Here is a 24,991-nt window from a genome sequence, read left to right on the forward strand (position 1 = left end):
CCTGCTCTGCGTGGTTTTTCAGCCTTCTAACCACGTTATCGCCGTCTCAAAGGCAGGGCAAGTGTCTGCGATATATTTGCCACGAGGTGCCGGATGGTGCCCAATCTTCGTGACTTCGGTCCCTGGGCTTGCGCTGCGGGTGGCCTCACGATGGCCGGATGGCCGAGACGTCCAACCGTCGGGAATGCTGCGGGTGCGTCGGCGAAAGCGGTGCCGATCGCCTCGCCCGCGCGTTCTCGAGCATGCGATCCAGTTGCCGTCACCATGTTGCGTAACTCCAACAAACTGATATCGGCAATTGAGCAGCAATATGACTGATCTTTCGAATGAGCGGTATCAGCGGAGGTCGAAATGGACCAATTCAAGCGCGGTATCGATGGCAGTCCGGACTCGTCGAAATCTTTGCAAACCGGCCCATTCAGTTCGTCATCGGTTCTTCCATTGACCGCGGCGCAGCGGGGCATCTGGTTTGCCCAGCATCTCGCGGAATCGTCGCCGATATCTGTGGCCCAATACGTCGAGATCGCAGGCGAGTTGGACACGGAATTGCTTGCCGAGGCATGCAGAACCGCTGATCGCGAGTTCGGATCCGGACATCTTCGGCTGACCGAGGTCGACGGAGAGCCGCGTCAGTTCATCGACGAAGAACATGGAGCTCAGGTGTCGGTCGTGGACTTGCGTCAGCACGCCGATCCGGTTGTGGCTGCGCACAAAATAATGGTTCAGGATTATTCTGCTCCGCTCGACCTGCTGAATGACCACCTCGTGACGAGCATTGTGTTCCAGGTCGGCGCGGACCATTTCCTGTGGTATCAGCGCGCCCACCATATCGCACTCGACGGATTTGCCGCGGTGACGATGCTGCACCGGATAACCGAGCTGTACAACGCTTGGGTGAAGTCCGAGGCAACGCCGCCGTGCGCGGCGCAGGACCTGGGGGCTGTCGTCGAGCAGGATCTGGCGTACCGGGGTTCGGCGCGTTTCGACAACGACCGCAGATACTGGATGGAGCACATGGCAGGCGCGCCTGCGGTTGTCAGCCTGGCCGGTCGCGTTGGCAAGCCCACCATTCATCCGACGCTGGTCGACACCGAGCTGCCGGACGACACCGCGCGACTGCTCCAAAGCGTCGCGCTCGAGCACGGCCCCAGCGTGACTTCGACCATCGTCGCGGCGTTCGCCGCCTATCTCGCTCGGATGACCGGAAGCGGTGAAGTATTGCTCAGCCTGCCGGTTTCGGGTCGGCACTCTGCCGTGCTGCGCCGTTCCGGGGGGATGGTGGCGAATGTGGTCCCGCTGCGCGTGCGGGTCGCCGGCCGCACCGTCGGTGAACTGATCGCCGCCGTGCTCAGCGAGTTGACCAGTGCGCTTCGGCGGCAGCGCTACCGCCAAGAGGACATATTCCGCGACATCGGGATTGCGCGCGACGAGGCGGCATCCTTCGGACCGACCGTGAACCTCATGATGATCGAGAACGAGGTTGTGCTGGGCAACACGACGGGCCGCCTGAACGTCCTCACCTCAGGGCCCACCGCTGATCTTTTCGTCAATATCTACCCGGGCGCGGGCAAGGACAGTACACGTATCGACTTCCAGGGGAATCCGAGCGCCTACAGTCCGGACGAGCTCGCCGGCCACCACCGCCGGTTCCTCATGTTTCTGCATGAGTTCCTCGCCGGGGGAGCGGGCTGCCCGGTCAGCAGACTGCCGCTGCTCGAAGTAGCGGAACGATCCGCGCTGCTGCCGGTGCGGGGGGCTAGCGGAGTCGGAACACGCCTGCTTCCGGTAATGCTGAGCGAGAGCGCGCGCCGGAATCCTCATGCGTGCGCGATCATCTCGGCCGGGCAGACGATGACCTATCGCGAGCTGGACACCAGATCGTCCCAGCTGGCACGCCATCTGATAGCTCTGGGGTGTGGGCCGGACACGGCGGTGGCGATCATGCTGCGACGCTCGGTCGAATCCGTCGTCGCGACGTGGGCGGTCGCGAAGTGTGGGGCCGCGTTTGTCCAGCTGGTCCCCGAGTATCCGTCGAAGCGCATCGACCACATGATCTCCGACAGCGGCGCGACAGTGGCGATCACGGTGGACGCCCTGCGCGGGCGGCTCCCGCAGGAGATACACCATCTGGTTCTCGACGACCCCGCGATCCGGTGGGAATCCGACATCGCGGACCGGCCGATTTCCGACGATGATCGTATCCGCCCACTGCGGCCGTCCAACGTCGCCTACATGACGTATACCTCGGGATCCACCGGAACGCCGAAAGGCGTCCAGGTCACCCACACCGGCCTCGCGAATCTCGTTGCCGACCGCGCCGCCGCGTACGGCATCGACACGACCTCTCGCGTGTCCTATGCCCTCTCGCCCAGTTTCGATGCCTCCCTGGAACAGTTTCTGACCTGCTTCGCGAGCGGATCCACGCTGGTGATCGTGCCGCCCGAGGTGACAGGAGGCGAACCGCTCACCCAGCTGCTGGCAGAAGAGCACGTGACCCACCTGACGCTGACGCCCACGATGCTGGCAACGGTGGACCCGCGTCCGGCGACCGACTTGCGGGTGGTCGTGGTCGGTGGCGACACATGTCCACCGCACGTCATCGAGCGGTGGACACCTTCGTTGTCCATGTACAACGAATACGGTCCGACCGAGACCACCGTGACCGCCGCCGGTGCCATGCTGAGGGCCGACCGCGCCCAGACGGTCGGTGGCCCCATCCGTGGCGTCTCGGCGATGGTGCTGGACCGGACGCTCCAACCCGTGCCCAAAGGCACTGCGGGCGAGTTATATCTGGCCGGGCCGGGACTGGCGCGCGGATACAGCCATCTGTCCGTCGAAACCGCCGCCCGGTTCGTCGCCGATCCATACGGCGACGCCGGAGAACGGATGTACCGCACCGGCGATATCGCGCGCTGGACCGGCGACGAGGCCGAGATGACGCTGGAATTATTGGGGCGCAGCGACTTCCAGATCAAAATCCGCGGCTACCGGATCGAACCGGCTGAAATCGACGCCGCGCTCACCGCACACGAGGACGTGGACCTTTCGGTCACCGTGCCGGTACAGAACAATGTCGGCGTCACCGTGCTGGCGTCCTATGTCGTCCCGGTCAGCGGCCATAGGGTCGATCCGCTCGAACTCCAGCGCTTCGCCCGTGCTTCGCTGCCGCCGCATATGGTCCCGGCGGTGATCCTCGCGTTGGACAGCCTCCCGGTGAATGCCTTCGGCAAGCTCGATCGCGGTGCTTTGCCAAAACCCGAATTCGGGATCGCGCCGGTCGGTCGGGCGCCCGCCTCGGATCGGGAAAAGACGGTCGCAAGGCTGTTCGCCGAGGTGCTCGGCGTGCCTCGGGCCGGGGCGGACGACAGCTTCTTCGCCCTCGGCGGCGACAGCATTCTGTCGATCCGGTTGGTGGCGCGGGCGAAGGCCGAAGGCCTGAGTTTCTCCACACGGGATGTGTTTGTGCACAAGACCGTCGCGGGGCTGGCGGCCACGGCGACCGAAGCTCGCGGAACCCCCGAGCTGGCCGAGTTGCCCGGTGCCGGGGTAGGGGCGATGCCCTTGTCGCCGATCATGCGCGCAATGCTCGATCGGGGTCATTACGACCGATTTGCTCAGGCCGCACTCGTGCACCTGCCGGAGGGAGCCGATCGAGCGGGTCTCATCCGCGTATTGGGCTCCCTGCTGGACCGCCACGACATGCTGCGCGCGGCGCTGCGCGATGGCGATTCGGTTGATCGGTACGTCGAGGTGCTCGATCGGGAAGCGGTCGACCCGGCAGCCGCACTCGTCGACGTTCGGCTCGATCGACGTGACGCCGCCGAAGTCGACCACCACCTGCAAAAGGCCGCGGATCGATTGGACCCGGGCAACGGTGTGCTCGTGCAGGCCGTCTGGATGCGGGATCGCGATGGATCGGCACCCGACCTGATGTGGCTGGTGATTCACCATCTCGCCATCGACGCGGTGTCGTGGCGCATCATCCTCGCCGACCTCGCACAGGCATGGTCGCTGGTTTCCGTTGGCGGCCAACCGCATTTCGGGCCGGTCACCACCTCGTTCCGGCGGTGGGTGCACGGTCTGGTCGAGCAGGCGCCAGACAGGCGGGCGGCGGAGCTCGGCCGGTGGAAAGGTGTACTCGAGCCTGGCGATCAGCTGCTCGGACTGCGCCGTCTGCTCCCGGATCGTGACGTCGGCGCCACCGCGGGCCGGGTACATCAGCGCATCCCGGCAGCGGTTGCCGAGGCGATTCTCACCACCATTCCGGACCGCTTCCACTGCAGTGCCAACGATCCGCTGCTGGCAGCCCTGGTGCTGGCGCTCGGTGAGTGGCGGCGCAGGCGCGGGACGACGGCGGCCGCCGGAGAGTTGATCTCGCTGGAGGGACACGGTCGCGAGGAGCTGGCCGTGCCCGGCGCCGATCTCAGCGCCACCGTGGGCTGGTTCACTACACGCTTCCCGGTCCGGATCGAATGGGAGAACATCGACCTCGACGATGCGCTGGCTGGCGGCCCCAGCGCGGGACTGGCGATAAAGCAGGTGAAGGAGCAGCTGCGCGCGGTGCCCGACAACGGCATCGGCTATGAAATGCTGCGCTGTCTCGACTCCCGGGGGAGTGCCGAGCTCGCAACTCTGCCCGAGCCCCAGATCAGTTTCAACTACCTCGGGCGGGTAGGTGTCGGTGAATACTCGGGGCCCTGGGCACCAACCACCGAATTCACCGCACTGACCGCGACGAGCGATCCGGCGATGGCGCTGGCCGCCGTGCTCGATATCAATGCGATCGCCGAGGAAGGTCGCGACGGGCTCGAACTCGACGCGACCTGGGAGTTCGCCTCGCAGGTTTTGGGTGGCGACGAGGTCGACGAACTCGCCGGGCTGTGGGCTGGCGCCCTTGGGGCACTTGCCGATCATGTCCGATCCGACACCACACCCGGCTTCACCCCCTCCGACTTCCCGCTCGCCGCGGTATCGCAGCACGAGATCGACAACTGGCTGCGGGAATACCCGTCGATGACCGATGTGTGGCCACTCACCGCCCTGCAGTCCGGGCTGCTATTCCACATGGTCTACGACCGGTGCGGCGACGACGCCTACATCGTGCAGGCGGCGCTGACGTTTGCCGGGCAGGTGGATGCGGAGCGGATGCGGCGGGCCGCGCAGGTGCTCATCGACCGGCACGACAGCCTGCGGACCGCATTCGTCGAAAGTGCGGATGGGCCACGTCAGGTCGTGTTGCGTGACGCCGGGGTCGATTGGGCCGAATCGAGTGTCACCGATATCAGCGATGTCGGCCAACAGGCCGAGACACTTCGGCGGCTCGCGACGGCGGCCGTGGCTCCATTCGACCCGGCCCGCCCGCCGCTGGTCCGTTTTCACCTCGTGCGCATCGGCGCCGATAGGTTCCAGTTGCTGGTCACCAACCACCACCTCGTGCTGGATGGCTGGTCGATGCCCCTGCTGATCCACGAATTGCTCGCGCTGTACACCTCCGGTGGCGATACCGCCGTGCTCGCGTCACCGCGTTCGTATCGGGAGTATCTGCAGTGGCTACAGGCTCAGGATCGCGATGCCGCCATCGCCGCGTGGCGGCAGATGCTCGCCGGAATCGACAGTCCGACGCGGGTCACGGGCGGGCCGGATCGGACGGTCACCGCGCACGTCGGTGAAATCGGCCTGAACATGGACGCCACGACCACCGCCGCGATCCTCGATCTGGGCCGCTCACACGGCATTACCGCCAACACGGTCGTGCAGGTGGCGTGGGCATTGCTGGTGGCCGCCCAGACCGGACGGTCGGACGTGGTGTTCGGCAATACACTGTCGCAGCGCCCGCCGCAGGTTCCGGATGTCGAGCGCATGGTCGGGCTCCTGGTCAACACGCTGCCTGTCCGCGTCCGGCTCGAACCCGACGAAACCGTCGGTGGCCTGCTCGCCCGTGTCCAATCCGAGCAAGCCGCAATGCTTGATCACCAGCACATCGGATTGGCGGATCTGCAACGGGCCACCGGTATCCCCGACATGTTCGACACCGCGATAGTGCTCGAGTCCTATCCGCTCGACCAGGAACTGTTGGCACGCAATCTCTCCGACGCCGGATTGCGGCTTGTCGCGATCGACGCCAACGACGCGACGCCGTATCCGTTGAGTCTGCAAGTGACCCCGCCGCGGCCGAGTCGCGACGTACGACCGGGTGCCGACGAGCCCAGCGCTTATACCGTGACACTGAAGTTCGCCACCGACCGATTCGATTCGGACGATGCCCGCAAACTGCTCGAGCGATTCGAGCTGCTGCTCAGCCAAATCGTCACCGATCCGGACCGGAAGATCGCCGCGATCTCCTCCTGCCGGGATGCCGAACGCGCGGAACTCCTTTCGGTCCGCGGTGAGGAGCCGGTCGCCGAGCTCGTGCTGCGCGATATCCTGTGGGCGACCGCGCGCAGGTATCCGGATGCCGTGGCTGTCCGGTGTGGTGACACCACGTGGACCTATCGTGACCTGGAGCGTCGCGCCGATGGGTTCGCTCGCCTGCTGGCCGCCCACGGTGCTCGCGCCGAGTCGATCGTCGCAGTTGCCGTTCCCCGTTCGGGCGAACTGGTCGTCGCGATCTGGGCGGTGGCGAAAGCAGGTGCCGCGTTCCTGCCATTGGATCCCGGCAATCCCGCCGCGCGGATCGGCGAGTTGTTGGCCGACTCGCGGATCGGTCTGGGCGTGACGACCAGCGCTGTGGCACAGCAGCTTCCGGATACCGTCGACTGGTTGCTGGTGGACGCTTCGGCTTCGGACGCCCACGGTGGTATATCTCGTCCGGCCGAGGCCGACCGGCTGTGGGCCGACAATGCGGCATACGCGATCTATACGTCCGGATCGACCGGCAAACCGAAGGCGGTCCACCTCAGCCATCGCGGTCTGGCCGATCTGGTCGCGGCGCAGGCCGACGCCTTCGGCGTGGGCCCGGATTCGCTGGTGTTGCAGGTCGCGTCGCCGGGATTCGACGCCTACCTGTCGGAGTTGCTGTTGGCGCACGGCAGTGGCGCCTGTCTCGTGGTGGCGCCACCGGAGGTGTACGCCGGGACCGATCTCGAGGAAATGATTCGGTCGCAACAGGTTTCGCACGCGATTCTCACACCGTCCGTGCTGAATACGATGGATCCGTCTCGGACACCATGGTTGACATCGCTGGCGGTCGTCGGCGAAGCGACCGGGCCGGACACCGTTGAGCGGTGGGGCCGCGGGCGACGGCTGATGAATCATTACGGACCGACCGAGTGCACGATCTGGGCGACACGGTCGGACGCCCTCGTGCCCGGCGAGCCGGTGACGATCGGTGGCCCGATCCGCGGTGCGTCGGTGCTGGTCCTGGACAGGTGGCTGCGACCGGTACCGGTCGGTGTCGCGGGCGAACTCTATATCGGTGGGCCCGGACTTGCCCGCGGTTACATCCATCGCCCAGGTGTGACCGCGACGCACTTCGTCGCGGATCCGCGATCCACCCGCGGCGAGCGGATCTACCGCACCGGTGATTCCGTGCGCTGGTTGCGCGGACCCGGCGGATTGGCGCTGGAATACCTGGGCCGTTGCGATGACCAGGTCAAGATTCACGGCCTGCGGATCGAGCCGGGGGAAATCGATGCCCACGTGGCCGGGCACCCGGACGTGGCGAGCGTCGCCACCGTCGCGGTGCAAGGCCCTGCCGGTGAGCCGATTCTGGTGTCCTATGTCGTCTGCGCGCCGGGCGCGGACGTGGATGTGGTGGCACTCGGCGACGATCTCGCGGGCAGGCTACCCCGGTATATGAATCCAGCGGCGATCGTGCGGCTCGAGGAGATGCCGCGCACGCCGACCGGCAAGATCGATCGGAAAGCATTGCGGCAGCGCGTCTTCGATTTCGACGCCGCGCCCGGCAGGCCGCCGTCGACGCATCCGGAGCAGGTCGTGGCACAACTCTTCGCCGATGTGCTCCATCTCGACACGGTATCCGCCGATAGCAACTTCTTCGCGCTCGGCGGGGACAGCATCGTCTCGATGCGGCTGGTGGCGCTGGCACGTTCCGCGGGTCTCACGCTCACGCCGCGAGATGTATTCGAAGGCAAGACAGTTGCCGCCATCGCCGCAATGGCGGGCAGTGATGCGGATGCGGTGGCAATCGAGGAAACCACTCGACGCCCGACGGCGGATTATCCGCTGGTCGCGCTCACCGAACAGGACATCGATCGGCTCGAACGGAAGTACCGCGGCCTATCCGACGTATGGCCGTTGTCGCCCACGCAATCCGGGATTCACTTCCACTCGGCATTCGAGCCGGATGCCGCGGACAACTACACCGTCCAGACGATGGTCGGAATTTCCGGTGCGGTCGACGGTGAGCGCCTGCGGCGTGCCGCTCAGGCCGTCGTCGACCGGCACGATATCCTGCGGGCCGCCATTGTGGAGACATCGGCAGGGCCGTGCCAGATCGTGCTGGACCATGCCGAAATCCCGTTCCAGGAGATCGATCTCGCTGGTTGCGATGCGGAAGTCGCCGCCGACCCGGAAGCCATTGCCGCAGCGGACGCGGCGGCCGGATTCGACCTATCGGCTCCTCCGCTTCTGCGCTTGACGCTGGTCCGGCTCGAGCCCGGGTCCTTCCGGCTGCTCGTCACGAATCATCACGTGATCCTGGATGGCTGGTCGATGCCGCTGCTGATGCGGGAGCTGCTCGACTACTACGGATCTCCCGGGCGTATCGACTCCGCCGGACCCGCTCCCTCCTACCGCGACTATCTGTCCTGGCTGGGTCGGCAGGACGGTGCCACATCCAAAGCGGCATGGGCGCAAGCCTTTTCGGATGTCGGCGCAGCCACCCGGGTGTCCCGCGAAGCCGCCGCGGCGGGCTCCGTATCCGCCGCCGAGGTCGGGGCCGAACTGACCGCGGCTCGTTTCGCAGAACTCCGTCGAGCCGCGGCGGAGGCGGCCGTCACCATCAATACGGCGGTCGCCGCGGCCTGGGCGCTGAATCTGCGCGTCCTGACCGGTGAGACCGACGTGATCTTCGGCTCCTCGGTGTCGGGCCGGCCACCGGAGTTGCCGCTGGTCGATCAGACGCTCGGCATGTTCCTGAATACGATTCCCGTGCGAGTCCCGCTCGCACCCACGATGACGGTGCGCGAGTTGCTGACCGGCATTCAGGCGGGGCACGCCCGCATGCTGGAGCATCACCATATCGGCCTGCCCGAGATTCACCGCAGCGTCGGCCTCCCCGAACTCTTCGACACCGCCATCACCTTCCAGTCGTTCCCTGTCGACCGGACGGCGTTGCAGCAACTCGTCGCTTCGGCAGGCCTGCGGATTGACGGGCTCAGCGGGGTGGACTCGACGCCGTACCCGCTGAGCCTGGTCGTGGAACCGAAGCAGTCCGAGCACGGCGAGGCACAGGGACTGCGGATCATTCTCCGGTTCCATGACCAGGTATTCGACACCGCCTCGGCGGGCCGCATCCTCGACCGCTTCGTCGAGTTGCTGTGCCGGATCGCCGCGAATCCCGATGTGCGGCTGGGTGAGCTGTCGCTCGACGAGGAACCAGGGCCGTCGTGGCCTATTTCGGGTGCGCAAGCCACGATTCCGGACACGCTGGACCGCATCCTCGCCGCTTCCGCCGCGGCCGAACCCGACGCGCTCGCCGTCCGGTGCGGTACCGCCGCCATGACGTACCGACAGCTCGACGAGCGATCTGCGCGGCTGGCTCGGGTCCTGCTGCGGCACGGCGCCCGGCGGGGACAGACCATCGCCTCCGTGCTTCCGCGATCCATGGCGGCGACGGTCGCCCTGTGGGCAGTGGCGAAGTCCGGTTCCGCATTCCTGCCGATCGATCCGACCCTGCCATCGGAGCGCATCGAATTTCTGCTGTCGGACTCGGAAACCGTGCTCGGGCTTACCGACACCTCCGCCAGGAAGCATCTGCCCGACGGCGTCGACTGGCTGATCCTCGACGAAGAGCAGACGCTCGGCGCCGTGGCCGCGGTCCCCGCCACGCCGATCACCGATGCCGAACGCGGCGGGCCGATTCTGCGGGCTCAGACCGCCTATGTGAGCTACACCTCCGGGTCGACCGGAACGCCGAAGGGCGTCGTCGTCAGCCATCGCGGCCTGACCGATATCGTGGCGGCGCAGCGGCGAATACTCGGCGTCGACCTGATGTCGGTGGTACTGCAGGTGGCCTCGCCCAGCTTCGACGCCTCGATATTCGAGTTGTTGATGGCGCACGGCTCGGGCGGGTGCCTGGTCATATCGCCCGCCGATGTCTACGCGGGCCCTGAGCTGGCGGATCTGCTCGTGCGCGAGCGCATTTCGCATGCCGTGCTGACCCCGTCGGCGCTGGCGACAGTCCCGTACGGCGGTCTCGACGGGCTGCGTGTGTTGGCAACGGCCGGTGAGCCGGTCGGGCCGGAACTGGTCGATCGGTGGGCGCCGCGGCGCACCATGGTCAATCTCTACGGGCCTAGTGAAAGCACTATCTGGGCTACCGCAAGTGATGCACTGGCGCCGGGTGCCGCGATAACGATCGGCAGGCCGGTCGGCCCCGTCGCGGCCGTGGTGCTGGATACCTGGTTGCGGCCCGTGCCATACGGTGTCGCGGGCGAGCTGTACCTGTTCGGCGCCGGACTGGCCGATGGCTACATCACCAGAATGGGGTTGACCGCGGCTCGGTTTGTCGCGTGCCCGATCGGGGAGCCGGGTGCGCGCATGTACGGCACCGGTGACATAGTGCGCCGCGGCGCCGATGGTGAGCTGGAGTTCTTGGGGCGTAACGATTTTCAGGTGAAGGTGCGCGGCACCAGGATCGAGCTGGGGGAGATCGACGCGGTACTGGGTGCGCGTGCGGACGTGGCATATGCGGTCACTGTGCCGCGCCGCGATGTTGGACGACCGGTGCTGCTGGTGTCCTATGTCGTGCCCGCGACAGGGGCGGACGTATCGGGCGCGCAGTTGCGTGCGGCGCTGGCCGAGGCGTTGCCCCGGGTCATGGTGCCGTCCGCGGTGATCGTGCTGGATGAGGTACCGCTGACCGCCAACGGGAAGCTGGATCGCGAGCGGTTGCCCGAACCGGTTGCCGTCGCGCACGAATTCCGTGCGCCGTCGCCGGGCCTGGAACAATTGGTCGCGCGGACATTCGAGCAGGTACTCGACGTGGATCAGGTGGGAGTCGACGACGACTTCTTCGCGCTCGGCGGCGATTCGCTGAGCGCGTCGCTGGTGGTGGCGCGCCTAGGTGCGGCCCTGGACGTGCGCGTCCCGGTGCGGTCGGTATTCGAGGCGCCGACCGTCGGCGGATTGGCAGCGCGCGCAGCGACACTCACTGGTGGAGGCCAGTTGCCCCTGCTGGCCGGAACGCACCCCGACCCCATGCCGCTGTCGCTGGCACAGCAGCGGATGTGGTTCCTGAACCGGTTCGATCCGGACTCGCCGGCATACAACATCCCGGTGCTGCTGCGGTTGTCGGGACGGTTGAACGCCGCGGCGCTGGCGGCCGCACTCGCGGATGTGATGGCACGTCACGAGGTACTGCGGACTATATATCCGGAAGTCGACGGTGAGCCAAGGCAGGTCGTTCTGGACGAGCCCGCGCTGCCGGTGGATTCGGTACGAGTGCCGGTGGATTCGGTCCCCGATGTGGTGGGCGAGTTCGTACGGCGCGGATTCGATCTGACCGCGCGGGTGTCGATCCGAGTGGGATTGTTCGAACTCGACAGCGCCACAGGAGAATTCCTGCTGGCGCTGGTGGTTCATCACATCGCAGCCGATGGTCAGTCGATGGGGCCGTTGGCTCGTGACGTCATGGCAGCGTATGCCGCGCGACTGGCCGGGCATCCGCCGGAATGGGAACCGCTCACGGTGCAGTACGCGGATTTCGCGTGGTGGCAACGGCAGATGCTGGGTGCCGCGGACGATCCGGCGTCGTTGCTTTCCACGCAGCTGGAGTTCTGGCGCTCGACGCTCGCGGGCGCACCGGATCGGCTGGAACTACCGGCGGACCGACCACGCCCGGCCGTCGCATCGCTGTCGGGAGGCCGGGTACCGGTGCGGATCGATGCGCGGCTGCACGAGCGGCTGCTCGCGTTGGCACGGTCGCGGGGTTCGTCGCTGTTCATGGTGATGCATGCGGCGCTGGCAACGGTTTTGGGGCGACTCAGCGGCAGCGATGACGTAGTGATCGGCACCCCGGTCGCGGGGCGCGGAGTGCCCGGGCTCGACGATCTGGTGGGAATGTTCGTGAACACCCTCGCATTGCGGACCCGGGTGGATACCGGCGAGCCGTTCGCCGAGTTGCTGATGCGCACCCGGGAGACGGACCTGCTGGCATTCGAGCACGCGGACGTGCCGTTCGAGCGGGTCGTGCAGGAGCTGAACCCGGAGCGGTCGGCGGCGCGGCATCCGTTGTTCCAGGTGGCACTGGCGTTCCAGAACGTGTCGACGGTCGATGTGGTCCTGCCCGACGTCCGGATTTCCTTTGCGGAGGTGGATACCGGGGCGAGCCAGTTCGACCTGCAACTGGTGCTGTCCGAGGCCTCCGGCAATGCGGGTGTGGCGCAAGGTATCTCGGGAACGATGAGCTATGCGCGGGAGCTGTTCGACGAGGCGACCGCGGTGGCGATTGTCCGGCGGCTGGTGCGGGTGCTGGCAGCCGTCGCCGACGATCCGACCGTAGTGATCGGGGATATCGACTGGCTGGAAGCCGACGAGCGCTCGGCCCTCACGTCGCGGCTGGGGACACACCCCGTGGCCGTGCTGGAGCCGTGCGCATTGCTGCCGGAGGTGTTCGCCTCGGCCGTCCGGGACAACGGCGACGGCATCGCAGTCATCGCGGGCGATGCCAGTTTGTCGTATGCGCAGCTGGACGAGCAGTCGAGCCGACTGGCCAGGATACTGATCCGCCGTGGCGCCGGACCGGAGAATTCGGTGCTGGTGGCGGCAGCGCGGTCAATGGAGTCCGTCGTCGCGTGGTGGGCGGTGGTCAAGACGGGGGCGGCATACGTACCGGTCGACTCCGGCTATCCCGCGGGTCGGATCGCGCAGATGGTGTCGGATTCGGGTGCGACGCTGGGGGTTACGGTGTCGTCGGCGCGTGCGCAGGTGCCCGATTCGGTTGACTGGATCGTGCTCGACGATTCGGCCGTCGTCGCGCAGATCGACGCATCGGCGGGCGGCCCGATCGGCGATGACGAGCGGCCGCGGCCGCTGCGGGCCTCGGATGTCGCCTATGTGGTCTTCACCTCCGGATCCACCGGCGTGCCGAAGGGCGTCGCCGTCACACATTCCGGCATCGCAGACTTCGTCGCGGGGCGGCGTGCCGACCGCGAACTCCGGCACACGTCCAGGGTGTTGCATTTCGCGTCGCCGTCGTTCGACGCCGCACTGATGGAGATCCTGATCGCGGTCAGCCGGGCCGCCACGCTGGTCGTGGCGCCGAAGGGGGTCTACGGCGGTGGTGAGCTGGCCGAGCTCCTGCGCGTGCATCGGGTCACCCACGCCTTCCTGACCCCGGCCGCACTCGCGTCGGTGGATCCGGCCGGGCTGGACGACCTGCGGCTGGTGATGTCCGGTGGTGAGGAGGTCCCCGCGGATCTGGTGCGCCGCTGGGCGGGCACCGACCTCGCCGCCGCCCGGAAGTTCCAAGTGCTGTACGGGCCGACCGAGGTCACGATGATCGCCACGGCGACGGGTGCGCTGCGGCCGGATGACCGGCCGACGATCGGTGCCCCGCTGCCGGGGATACAGGCGCTGGTCCTGGATGCCCGGTTGCAGCCGGTACCGGTAGGGGTAGCCGGAGAGCTGTATCTGGCGGGTCCGGCGCTGGCGCGCGGGTACCTGAATATGGCGGCGACGAATGCCGCGCGGTTCGTGGCGCACCCGTTCGGCGAACCGGGACGTCGCATGTACCGCACGGGAGATATGGTGCGCTGGAATGCCGACGGTGCCCTGGAGTTCCTGGGGCGCAATGATTTCCAGGTGAAGATCCGCGGTTACCGGGTCGAGCTCGGCGAGATCGACGCGGTGCTGAGTGCGCGGGCGGATGTGGCATACGCGGTCACCGTGGCGCGGCGGGACGGCACTGGTCCGATGCTGCTGGTGTCCTATGCGGTGCCCGAAACCGGGGCGGTGCTGTCGGGCGATCAATTGCGGGCCGCTTTGGCCGAGGTGCTGCCGTCGTACCTGGTGCCCGCCGCAGTGATGATCCTGGACGCGATCCCGCTATCGCCGAACGGAAAGCTCGACCGTGCGGCCCTGCCTGCCCCCGTCGTCCGGGCCAAGCGATTCCGGGCCCCGGCGTCACCGGTGGAGGAAATAGTGGCTGGCGTATTCGCCGATGTCCTCGGCATCGACGGTCCGGTGGGCGCCGATGACGATTTCTTCGAACTGGGTGGCAATAGCCTGGTGGCCACTCGGGTAGTCGCGCGGGTGGGTGCCGCGCTCGATGCGACGATCCCGGTGTCGAGGATTTTCGAGGCGCCGACCGTCGCGCGGTTGGCCGCGCGTGCCGAATCGCAGGCCGACACCGGTCGGGTGGCGCTGACCGCACAGCCACGGCCGCAGCGAATTCCCCTGTCGTACGCACAGCAGCGAATGTGGTTCCTCAACCAGCTCGAGCCAGGCTCGGCCGCCTACAGCATTCCGATCGTGCTGCGGCTGTCCGGAAAGCTGAATCTCGACGCGCTGCGCGCGGCCGTCGAGCAGGTGCTGGACCGGCACCAGGTATTGCGGACCATATACCCGTACGCCGAGGGTGAGCCGTCGCAGGTCGTCCTTTCCGCGGCCGAGGTCATCGCGCCGGTGACCGCGACCTCGGTCGCGGAACCGGAGCTGGCCGATTCGTTGTCGGCGTTCATGTCGAGGGTGTTCGATGTGACGGTCGAGGCGCCGGTGCGGGTGCGGTTGTTCGAGCTCGGGCACAACGAGTGGGTTCTGGCCGTGGCGGTGCACCACATTTCCTGCGACGGCTCGTCGCTGGGTCCGCTGGCCAGGGACATGATGATCGCGTACGCGGCACACCTGCTCGGGGAGCCACCGAGCTGGCCGCCGCTGCCGGTGCAGTACGCCGACTACGCGATCTGGCAGCGGACGGTGCTGGGGACCGAAGACGATCCGGAATCGCTGCTACGCGCCCAGATCGATTACTGGACACTCGAATTGGCGGACCTGCCGGTGTTGCTCGAACTGCCGACCGACCGGCCGCGTCCGCCCGAACAGACCTATGCGGGCGCGCGCGTGCCGATAACCATCGATGCCGATCTGCACGCGGGATTGCTACAGATCGCGCGAGCACACAACACGACGCTGTTCATGGTTTTCCACGCTGCGCTGGCGGCCACGCTGGCCCGGGTGTCCGGTACCGACGATATAGCGATCGGCAGTCCCTATGCCGGACGCGGCGAGCCCGAACTCGACAATCTGGTCGGAATGTTCGTCAACACCCTGGTGCTGCGGACCCGGTTGACCCAGGGAATGACTTTCACTCAGCTGCTAGAGCAGGTGCGCGCGACCGATCTGGCCGCGTTCGGGCACGCCGATGTGCCGTTCGAGCGGCTCGTGCAGGAGCTGAACCCGGTGCGGTCGCACGCCCACCATCCACTGTTCCAGGTGATGCTGGCATTCCAGAACGTCGGCCGGGCCCAGTTCGAACTGCCGGGCCTCTCGGTGTCGGCCATGACGGCCGACACCGACACCGCACTGTTCGATCTGCAGATCGCGGTGTCGGATTCCTACGACCACACCGGTGCCCCCGCCGGAATCGGCGGCGCGGCGACCTACGCAAGCGACCTCTTCGACGCGACGACGGTGACCGCGATCGTCGATCGCCTGCTGCGGCTGCTCGGCGCGCTGGTCACCGATCCGACACAGCCGGTGCACGAGGTGGATCTACTCGGCGTCGATGAACGGAAAGCCGTTCTGACGCAGTGGAATTCAACCGACCGCAGGCTCCCTCCCGACGAGACCCTCGCCTCGGTCTTCGCCCACTCCGTGCTGGTGCACGCGGACCGCCCGGCGGTGATTTCCGGCGATTTGTCGCTGACCTATGCGGAATTCGCGTCTCGCGTATTCCGGTTGGCGCGGTGGTTGATCTCCCGCGGCGTTGGTCCGGAGTCGTTGGTGGCGCTGCGGATGAGGCGTTCGCTGAACCAGGTCACCGCCATATACGCGGTGCACGCCGCGGGCGGCGCGTATGTGCCGGTCGATCCGGACCTTCCGGCCGACCGCATCGCGTACATGCTCTCGATTGCCGAACCGGTGCTGGAGCTGTCGTCTCTCGATGGGCTGGAGCTGTCCGGATTCGATGACGCGCCGGTCACCGACACCGATCGGCTCGCGCCGCTGCGTCCGCACAACCTCGCGTACGTACTCTTCACTTCGGGGTCGACGGGTCGACCGAAAGGTGTTGCGGTATCGCATGGTTCGGTGGTGAACCAGGTGCGGTGGGTCAACGAGACCTACGCGCTGCTGCCGAATGACGTAGTGCCGCAGAAGTCACCCGCGACATTCGACATGTCGGTGTGGGAGCTGTTTGCGACACTCGCAGCGGGGGCGCGGCTGGTGATCGCGCGAGCCGACGGGCATTTCGACCCGGCCTATCTCGCCGAAACCATTGCCACCCAGCGGGTCACGATGACCGCGTTCGTGCCGTCGATGCTGGCGGTATTCGCGGACGCGGTACCCGCGGAATCCCTGGCATCGGTGCGGACGCTGCTGGTGGGTGGTGAGGCATTCGGACCCGATGTGCTGGCCACGGTGCGGCGAACAGTGCCCGGGGCCGAGTTGCACAATCTGTACGGGCCGACCGAGTTCACCGTGTGCGCGACCGCGCATCGGGTGACCGAGGCCGACAGCGGGAGCATGCCGATGGGCACACCGGTATGGAATGCGCGGGCATACGTACTCGACAACCGGTTACATCCGGTACCGCCCGGTGTTGCCGGGGAGCTGTACTTGGCGGGTGCCCAGCTCGCGCGCGGCTATCAGTCACGTCCTGGCCTCACCGCGGAGCGGTTCGTGCCGGATCCGTACGGTGACGGCCGACGCTTGTACCGCACCGGCGACTTGGTGCGCTGGCGCCGCACCGGCGAATTGGAATACCTGGGCCGCACCGATTTCCAGGTGAAGCTGCGCGGCCTGCGTATCGAACTCGGTGAAATCGAGGCAGTACTCGCCGAACACCCGAGCGTCGCGCGGGCATTCGCCGTGGTGCGTCCCACCGGTGCGGTGGACCACCTCGTCGGCTACGTGGTACCCACTGCGGGCGCCATCATCGACACCGCCGCGGTCTTGGCGTACGCGGCGGCCGAACTGCCCGACTACATGGTGCCCACCACGGTGATGGTGCTGGACGCGGTACCCCTCACCGCGTCGGGAAAGCTGGACCGCACCCGGCTGCCGGAGCCGGTGCTCGCAGTAGGGGAGTTCAGGCAGCCCGCGTCGTGGCTGGAAGGGGAGGTCGCACGGGCCTTCGGAGCGGTGCTCGGCGTGGATCGGGTTGGCGCCGATGACGACTTCTACGCCTTGGGTGGTAACTCGCTGAAGTCGGTGCAAGTGGTGAGCGAGTTGCGCAGAGAACTCGACTACGAGATTCCGATCAGCTGGATGTTGTCCGATCCCTGCCCGGCCGACCTGGCCAAGCGGATCGAATCCGGAATGCGCTCGGGTCCCGTCGTCGATCGGACCGATGACGGCTTCGACGTGCTGTTGCCGATCCGGACCGGCGGTGAGCGAGCACCACTGTTCTGTATCCATCCGGCCGTCGGCCTGTCGTGGTGTTACCGCACACTCGACCGGTATCTCTCCGACGGCCGACCGATCTACGGCCTCCAGGCGCCCCAAATCGGCGGCGAGGTCCCCGGTCCGACGTCGATCGAAGAAATGGCCGAACGCTACTTCGACGAGATTCGGGCGGTTCAGCCGCACGGCCCCTATCACCTGCTCGGCTGGTCGCTGGGTGGTGTGATCGCCCATGCCATTGCCGTCGAGATGCGTGCCGCCGGTGAACAAGTCGCGCTACTGGCCCTGTTGGACGCCGAGTTGGACGGTGTCGACGTGTCGATGCTCTCCGCCGTCACGGCCGGGGAGCTGATCAGCAATCTCGGCCCGGTCATGGGCGTCGATTTCGTGCGGCCCGATGCGACCGCCGAGGAGGCCGCCGACCTGATCGAACGGCACCTGGGAGGCAGCCTCGGTATCGATGCCGCGAGAATCGAGCGCCTGACCGACGCCTACAACATGGCGATCCAGGCAGCTGGCAGGTGGCGGCCCGCAGTATTGGACAGCGACATGCTCTACTTCACAGCGACACGGGAAAGACGATCCGATGCCGCAGGTCACGAGGGATGGCAGCAGGTAATCCGCGGGCGGATTTCGGTTTTCGACATCGATGCGACCCACCTCGCGATGACCGAACCGGGCGCGGTCGCCCAGATCGCCCGGATTCTCGATGAACGACTGGAGTGAGGACCGCGGTCAGTTCGGCGAGGTGGAGGGCGCGCCGGATCCATCGGTTCGGCCGTCCCCTTGCGGGAGAGGCGTGGTGATGCCCACTATCGCCCCGACCGCCGCCCCGAGCGCCCCACCGAGCACGGCGGCGGGGACCGCGACGACGGCGACGCCGACGGCCGCCCCGGCCAGCGGGCCGACCACCAAGCCGGTCGGCAGGAACGGTATACCGGCGACGAACCCGGCGGCTGCACCGACGAGTCCGGCGGATATCGCGACGGGCGCGGACACGCCCGCGGCGATGCCGGCGCCGATTGCCGCACCGACACCCGCGTCGACGGCGGTGACGGTGCATCGGCCGGGATCTACCGGGACGTGCGCGCAGAACGCCTGGATCGGCTCCTGATCTGCGGCCGGCGGCGCGTCCGGTGTGACCACCGCCTGGACTCGGGTCCAACTATCGGCGGTGAGCGGATTCGCTGGGAATGAACTTCGCCACGGCTCGTGGTGTGTCGGCGATAGCCGATCCGCTGTTATCGGTGGCGCCGCAGGTGCCTGTGCGGCGTCATCCGGCGACGCATTGGCTGCTCCTGTGCCGAGAAGGACCGCAAGTGGCAACATACTCGCAATCAATATCGGACGGGATCGGTACCGACGACCGGCTTCCGACATTCCGCACCTCCTGGACGTCTACCAGCACTTATCGACCTCTGATTGCTTGTCGCACGTTGCGGCGGGGATAGTTTAAGCGGCTGACACGATCGGCGCGTGGAGAACTGCCGAATCCAAGAGGCATCTGGCAAATCCGTGGCTTGCTCCAGGAGGCGCGTAACGCGCCCCTGCAACCTGGATGCGCCGAGCGGGTATTAAAGTCTGCTTGCCAGACATTAGCTATCCTCTGTCTGGGTCGCCCGCCGGTCAGCGAGGTGTGTGCTGTCTGAGCCGATCAGTTTGGGGTGGAGCGTTCGGAGTAGCGCGTCGCTCCATTCGATGATCGCGGTGACGATCTCATCGGCGGCGGGGTGATACAGCGGAACCGGTCTCGCAGTCCGATGATTCGTCTCCTTGCCGCAGGGGCTGGTTCAACCAGAATTCTGCTCCGATTCAGATCGAGCTCGGTGCAATCGGTTGACGTGTCCGTTTCGAATCCATCAGGAGAGTTTTCTCCGATCAGAGGTGTTCGGTATGGCCACAGTCGGTGTATCGGTGGAGCAGGCGGTGGTGCGCGGGGTCGTGCTGGCGGAGGGTGTGCCGGGCATTGTTGTGCATTCGGAACAGCGACCTCTGCGCGAGGGTGCGGTCGGGGCCGCGATCACCGGTTTGCTGGACGGTTTCGCCGACGAGCTGGGTCCGGTGGTCGAGGACGTCGCCATCGTGTACCGGTCGGTGGCCGAGCGGCGCTCGATCGTCTCGCAGCTTGCGGCCGGGAAGTGGGCGTCGTCATCGCTGGTCTCGGATCGGTCGGCGCTGGCTGTGCTGACCGGGGCGGATCGCGAACTCGCCGATGCGGCGGCACGCGGGGCGGCGCTGATCGCCGCCGAGCGGCTGCGCGAGCTACCGGTGGTGGCGCCGAGCAATGGCCGTCGGAACCGGCGGCTGCTGCTGGGCGCCGCCGCCGTCGCGACGCTGCTCGGTGCATTTGGCATCGCGGTTGCGCAGATCCTCGACGACCATCCGAGCGAGGCCGTCGGCCGAGCCGCATCGCCCCCGCCGAGCACGCCCCCGGCCGCCATCCCATCCGCGCCGATCACTATCGAATCCGCACCGCCCACTACCCCTGCCGTCGAACCGACGCCGCAACAGATCGCGCCGATCGCACCCACCCGGCCACCGGCACGCCGCACTCCGTCCGCAACCGCTTCCGCATCCACAACGGAGACGATGGCCCCGACCGGACCCGGCTCCGCACCGCCGACGGCGACAACGACCCCGATAGCGCCCCCAGCCGTTTCCGGCTCCACGACACCCGAATCGCCGACTTCGACCACAGTCGGTGCGCCGGACGGCAACTGGCTCTTCCCCGGTGAGTCCCCGCCGCCCCCGCTGAACGTCGACCCCGAAGTCATCCGCGCCTGGTGGGCCAACCACTGGATGTTGAAGGAACGCTGGCTGCGCGGTGGCTAGATCCGCGCTGTCGGGATCAGGCCGTGAGCGTTACCTCGGTCCACAGGTCACCGTTCACGGCGATCTCGCCGGGGACGACATCGGGTGCCTCGTCTGCTCTGATGACGGTGTGATCGTGACTCACCAGCGCATCCACCAGTGATTTCTTCGGTATGGTCTTGGCCCAGCGCTTGACGAGTCCGAACGGAATCATCGCGTAACCTTCGGTCTGCCAATCTGTTTCGATGAAACGCCGCGGTGTGGCATTGTGCGAACCGTGGTGGCCGACCTTGTAGAAGGCCAAACGGGAAACCAGATCGACATTGCGCGGATCGGACAGGACGTGCTCCCATGCACCCTGCTGCGCGTCTCCCGGAAATAGCAGCCGGGTCCCGGCGATATCCAGAACGAAGAAGACGCTGGTGTTGTTGACCGCATTCTCCAGAATCGAGGCGGCGCGCAGCAGGCGATCGTCATCGTCGACGAGTTCGTCCAGCTTCAGAGCCGTCTTCGCTTGGAGCAGGCGGCCCGGCAGCGGATTCCGCGCGATATAGCGCCGGTTGAACAGCGGTGTCGGCCTGCCGTCGCTCTCCGCGGACGCGCCCGCCCGTACCAGCGGCCACGATTGCTTCGCGGGCGGATCCATGCGCTTCAGGAATCGGGCGTCGCGCGGCGGCCCGAGGATGTGTGCGACGAGCCCGACGCGATCCACGGTGATCGTATTGTCGGCTTCGTCCTTGCTCGGCAGGTACCGCACCCGGTGGGGTGCGGCGAATCCGCTGAAATTGCGGCCGAGCAACCGATCGGTCGCGGCGGCATTGCCCTGTGAGTTCACCGCGAACGCCTCCGCCTGTTCGACGGCCGCCGACATCCGATGCCCGTCGCCGCGCCGCTCGATGAGCGCCAGCAGACCGTGCGCGGCCTCGACCTGACCGCTGCGGATCCGGCGCGCGTCCTCGTCGTCGGGGTCCTCGACGAATGGCACCCATACCTCGTCCACACTCACCTGCTCCCATTCCCGGCAGGCGAATCCGGCGATGTGATCGGCGTGGTGATGGGTGGCGACCACGATGTCGAGATGCGGTCGGTGGTGTGGATCGGCCGCGGTGAGGTCGGCGATGATGGCCTGCACGGAGTCACGGATGGGGCGCGCCTGGCCTTGGCTGTGCACACCGCAGTCGACCAGCATGCGCCAGGTTTCGTGCTTGCGCCGCACGGTCACGGTGAAGGCGTCGCCGAATCCGACGTTGTACATCCGGACGGCAATCGTTGTCGTCGTCGACATGTCGTACCTACTCATCTGTTTGCGCGTGGATCGCCGCGAAGTCCAGGCGATGGATCGCGTGCTCGGCGGTCCATGCGCTCAGTGCGTCATCGGCTTCCAGTCGGTCGAACCATTCCCGCATCGCGGCCAGCCGCAGCTTGCCCGCTCGGTGGAATGCGGTGGCAGTGTCGTCAGCCGCCGACGATTCGTCGCTGAACGGCAACGGCTTGGCGATCACGTAGTCCACGCTCCCGTCGGCGCTGACGACGAGCGCGGTGGCGGCGCGGATCACCGGTTGTTGTTTGGCCTCTCCCGCATCTTCGAGATCCGCGCGACGCTGCAGCAGCTGAATGGCCAATTCGGGTCGCGGCAGCCGATCACCCGCCATCCGGTACGAGACGTGGATACCATCGCAGCTGATTTTGAAGTTCGGATCCAGCCCGATTCGGGCGGCATTGGCACAGGCCCACCCGATCAGCTCTTGGGCCACCTGTTCGAAAACCGAACGCCTGGTCGGGGATTCGTCCCGACCGGAGGTGCCGTTGCCGTCGAGTACGGCGGGGGTACGCAATTCGCCCGGAATACCGATCGGATCGAGATCCTTCGATGCGGACAGGATGACCCGGGACAAATCGACCGGGTGATCGCCGTCGCCGAGGTTGAGCCGGGTGTCCGGCCGCTGCCAGACCAGCGCTTCATCGGTCAGCGAGGTGACGCTTATCGGCCAGATGCCGCGCCGCCGCAGCGCCTCGACGAGCGTGCTGCGCAGGTGTTGCCTGTCCTCCGGATAAAGTCCGCGATCCGCGGTGACGATCGCCCGCACGACATCGCCGAAATCGACGTCCAGCACTGGAAGGTAGTCGAAACTCCGCACGACCATCCCGAGCATCCGGTCCGCGGTCTTGACCGCCTCGTCCGCGATCCGAGATACCAGATCCGGATGCAGGCGACCCGGCGGCAGCACTCCGGTGCCGCCGCTGGCGATCCGCAGCAGGTCCGCGATCGAGTTCTGGTAGGCGTCCAAGTACGCGTCGAATACCGCCGCGACGAAGCACGCACCGCGTTCGTGTGGCTCCTGTGCCGCGCGAAATCGTTCGGGCGTGCGGCTGCGGTCCTTTATCGCCGAACGCAATGCCGCACCGCGTCCGGTGGATTCACCGAACTCCCTGGCCAAATCCAGTAGTCCGGCGCTCTTCTCGAGTTCTCCCGACGTAGTCGCGATCGCGTTGAGGACCACGTCGCGGTGGGCGAAATGCTGGAACAGCGCGATCAAGTCGGCGACGGCCTCGTGCCACGCGAAGACATCTCGGTTGGTGCATTCGTTGTACAGCCGCCGGATTCGATGCACGATCGCATGCGTCACCTCGTGCGCGATGATGTCGCTCGACAGGCAGGTGAAGATGACCTGTCCGGGGAGGTTCGCGCCCGGATTCTCGGCATCGGCTTGGTAATAGCCGAATAGCAAGGCGCGGCGACGCGGATCGAAATAGGCGTTCTGCCCCTCGAAGGCGTGCGGGACCAGACGCAGGATCTGGTCGCGGTGCCACCGGAATCGACGTCCCATGAACCGTTCGAACCGCTCGATGACGCTCATCGCGACCGCGTAGACGACCTGTTGGTGCGCACGCGGATCACTTTCGGACGGACGAATTCCGTCCTGCGCCAATACATATGGATCGTCCAGGTCTACCGGCTCGTACCAGGCGTCACGGCTGGCGTCGAAGTCGACCACCTGTACGAGCGCGCCGTCGGGGCCCGGTCCCCGGATGTGTTCGAACGGGATATCGAGGGTGAGGAACTGGCCGGACAGCCGCGTCGACATCGGATCGAATGCGAAGGTCCGCAGCCTGCGCCGGGCCGGTGGACAGATTCCGCTCGAGTGGATCGTTAAATTCGCAGTTTCGTCCATTGCTCGTCCTCCCACATGACATCTCGGGGGATTCGTTTTCCATACGCCGTGTCGCTCGCGCACCGTGATCGCACGCTCGCGTGTACCCGAGCACCTGCAGGAACCTTCCGTCGGCGGTAGGTGAGCAGCGCCCAGATCCGGCCCATCCGGTGCACGCTGCCGTTCGCATGTGCGGGGCTTATCGCGCAGGTATCCAGGTAGGCCCCGGCGCGCAGCAGCAATCCGGCCTCGAGCGCACCGTCGGTGATCCACTTGAGCGCGATTTCGGCCAGCTTCGGGTCGTCCTCGAAGGTCCCGCCGACGTCGGAGTGGACACCGGCGAACCAGGCCTCGGTGAGAATCGGCCGGTTGCCCTTCGGGGTGACCAGATATTCCGCATATGGACGGCGCTTCTCATCGATCGAAACGGCATGGTGTGCCCTCAGCACATTGGGCACCTGCCTGGTGAAGGGCCATTTCAGTTCCCAGCGCAGCAGCCCGGCCGCCTTGACCGTGTCCCATACGCCGAGGAATTCGATGGGAATCGAGAAATCGCCGTCGGTGGACTTCGAGCAGAAGGTGCGGGCGTATCGGCGAAGCTCCGGCCAGTTCGTGGTCTTGCGGGTGTAGGCGCTGACGACGTACTGGACGAGATTCTCACTGCCCGGACGCAAGAGGCCCGGCTCGTGCAGTAGTCCGGCCAGCGCTCGCGCGGTATACGCGCCGCGACTGAATCCGAATATGAGCACTCGGTCGCCTGGCTGCCAGTGCTCTATCAGATAGGAGTAGGCCTCGGCGAGATTCGAACGCAGTCCGCTGCCGACCGCCAGTCCCGAAACGCGGGACAACCATCGTGCCGGTGGTGTCCATGCGCCCTGAGCGCTGAACGTACCGACGCCCGGGTCGTAGTAGGCGATCTGTTTCGTGGCATCGCTCAGATCCAGCATCTCGAACAGGCGAACCACATTCGTACAGCCGCTGGCGCGTACCTGATTGCCTGTTCCGTCGAGACAGATGACGATGTTCTTTCCGGTGGACACGCAATGAGTGTGGGCCCATCGAGCACGGAAGTACCGAGTAGTCCGGTACCCGAATTTCGCGCTGATCGGCGATCTATTTCCCGGCGTGCCCAGACGCCTTGCGTAGTCCGACGAGGCGCTCGACGAAATGGGATGGACAACTCGATGTCATTCGATCGGCCTCCGATTCGCCTATCCCTAGGGGGAGAAAACCGACTCCGATCCCGGAAACAAGTTATCGACATCAATCAAATCGGCGGAGCA

General features: G+C 66.5%; 6 protein-coding genes. 2 read left to right on the top strand and 4 right to left on the bottom strand.

Annotated features, from left to right (window positions below; genetic code table 11):
- The first annotated feature begins 351 nt into the window (after nt 1–351).
- Nucleotides 352–18,471 carry an amino acid adenylation domain-containing protein gene (locus ACQP1T_RS06185; RefSeq protein WP_433758965.1) on the top strand — a complete coding sequence of 6,040 codons (18,120 nt, stop codon included), beginning with the start codon at nt 352–354 and terminating at the stop codon, nt 18,469–18,471.
- Between the two features lie 9 nt (nt 18,472–18,480).
- On the opposite strand, the gene ACQP1T_RS06190 is transcribed toward ACQP1T_RS06185, so the two are convergent.
- Nucleotides 18,481–18,891 carry a hypothetical protein gene (locus tag ACQP1T_RS06190; RefSeq protein WP_433758966.1) on the bottom strand — a complete coding sequence of 137 codons (411 nt, stop codon included), beginning with the start codon at nt 18,889–18,891 and terminating at the stop codon, nt 18,481–18,483.
- Nucleotides 18,892–19,638: 747 nt separating this feature from the next.
- On the opposite strand from ACQP1T_RS06190, the gene ACQP1T_RS06195 reads away from it, so the two are divergent.
- Complete coding sequence (locus ACQP1T_RS06195) at nt 19,639–20,577, top strand: hypothetical protein (protein WP_433758967.1); 939 nt, start codon at nt 19,639–19,641, stop codon at nt 20,575–20,577.
- A gap of 16 nt (nt 20,578–20,593) precedes the next feature.
- On the opposite strand, the gene ACQP1T_RS06200 is transcribed toward ACQP1T_RS06195, so the two are convergent.
- Genes ACQP1T_RS06200 through ACQP1T_RS06210 form a run of 3 tightly spaced genes read right to left on the bottom strand, consistent with a single transcriptional unit; the run spans nt 20,594 to nt 24,748 of the window.
- Nucleotides 20,594–21,841: a hypothetical protein gene (locus tag ACQP1T_RS06200; RefSeq protein ID WP_433758968.1), complete on the bottom strand. Its 1,248-nt coding sequence runs from the start codon at nt 21,839–21,841 to the stop codon at nt 20,594–20,596.
- A 7-nt stretch (nt 21,842–21,848) separates the two neighbouring features.
- Nucleotides 21,849–23,729 (bottom strand): hypothetical protein, encoded by a 1,881-nt coding sequence (locus ACQP1T_RS06205; protein WP_433758969.1) that lies wholly within the window; start codon nt 23,727–23,729, stop codon nt 21,849–21,851.
- Nucleotides 23,708–24,748, bottom strand: coding sequence for a DUF2235 domain-containing protein (locus ACQP1T_RS06210; protein WP_433758971.1), 1,041 nt, complete (start codon nt 24,746–24,748; stop codon nt 23,708–23,710). The genes ACQP1T_RS06205 and ACQP1T_RS06210 overlap by 22 nt, the downstream gene beginning before the upstream one ends.
- Between the last annotated feature and the right edge of the window lie 243 nt (nt 24,749–24,991).

The organism is Nocardia sp. CA-135398 (assembly GCF_050955845.1).
In the GTDB taxonomy this organism is placed as follows: Bacteria; Actinomycetota; Actinomycetes; order Mycobacteriales; family Mycobacteriaceae; genus Nocardia.

Bases quoted from the DNA above. Each gene is read 5' to 3' on its own strand.
- ACQP1T_RS06195 (WP_433758967.1), top strand. From the start codon at position 19,639: ATGGCCACAGTCGGTGTATCGGTGGAGCAGGCGGTGGTGCGCGGGGTC.
- ACQP1T_RS06205 (WP_433758969.1), bottom strand. From the start codon at position 23,729: ATGGACGAAACTGCGAATTTAACGATCCACTCGAGCGGAATCTGTCCA.
- ACQP1T_RS06200 (WP_433758968.1), bottom strand. From the start codon at position 21,841: ATGTCGACGACGACAACGATTGCCGTCCGGATGTACAACGTCGGATTC.
- ACQP1T_RS06185 (WP_433758965.1), top strand. From the start codon at position 352: ATGGACCAATTCAAGCGCGGTATCGATGGCAGTCCGGACTCGTCGAAA.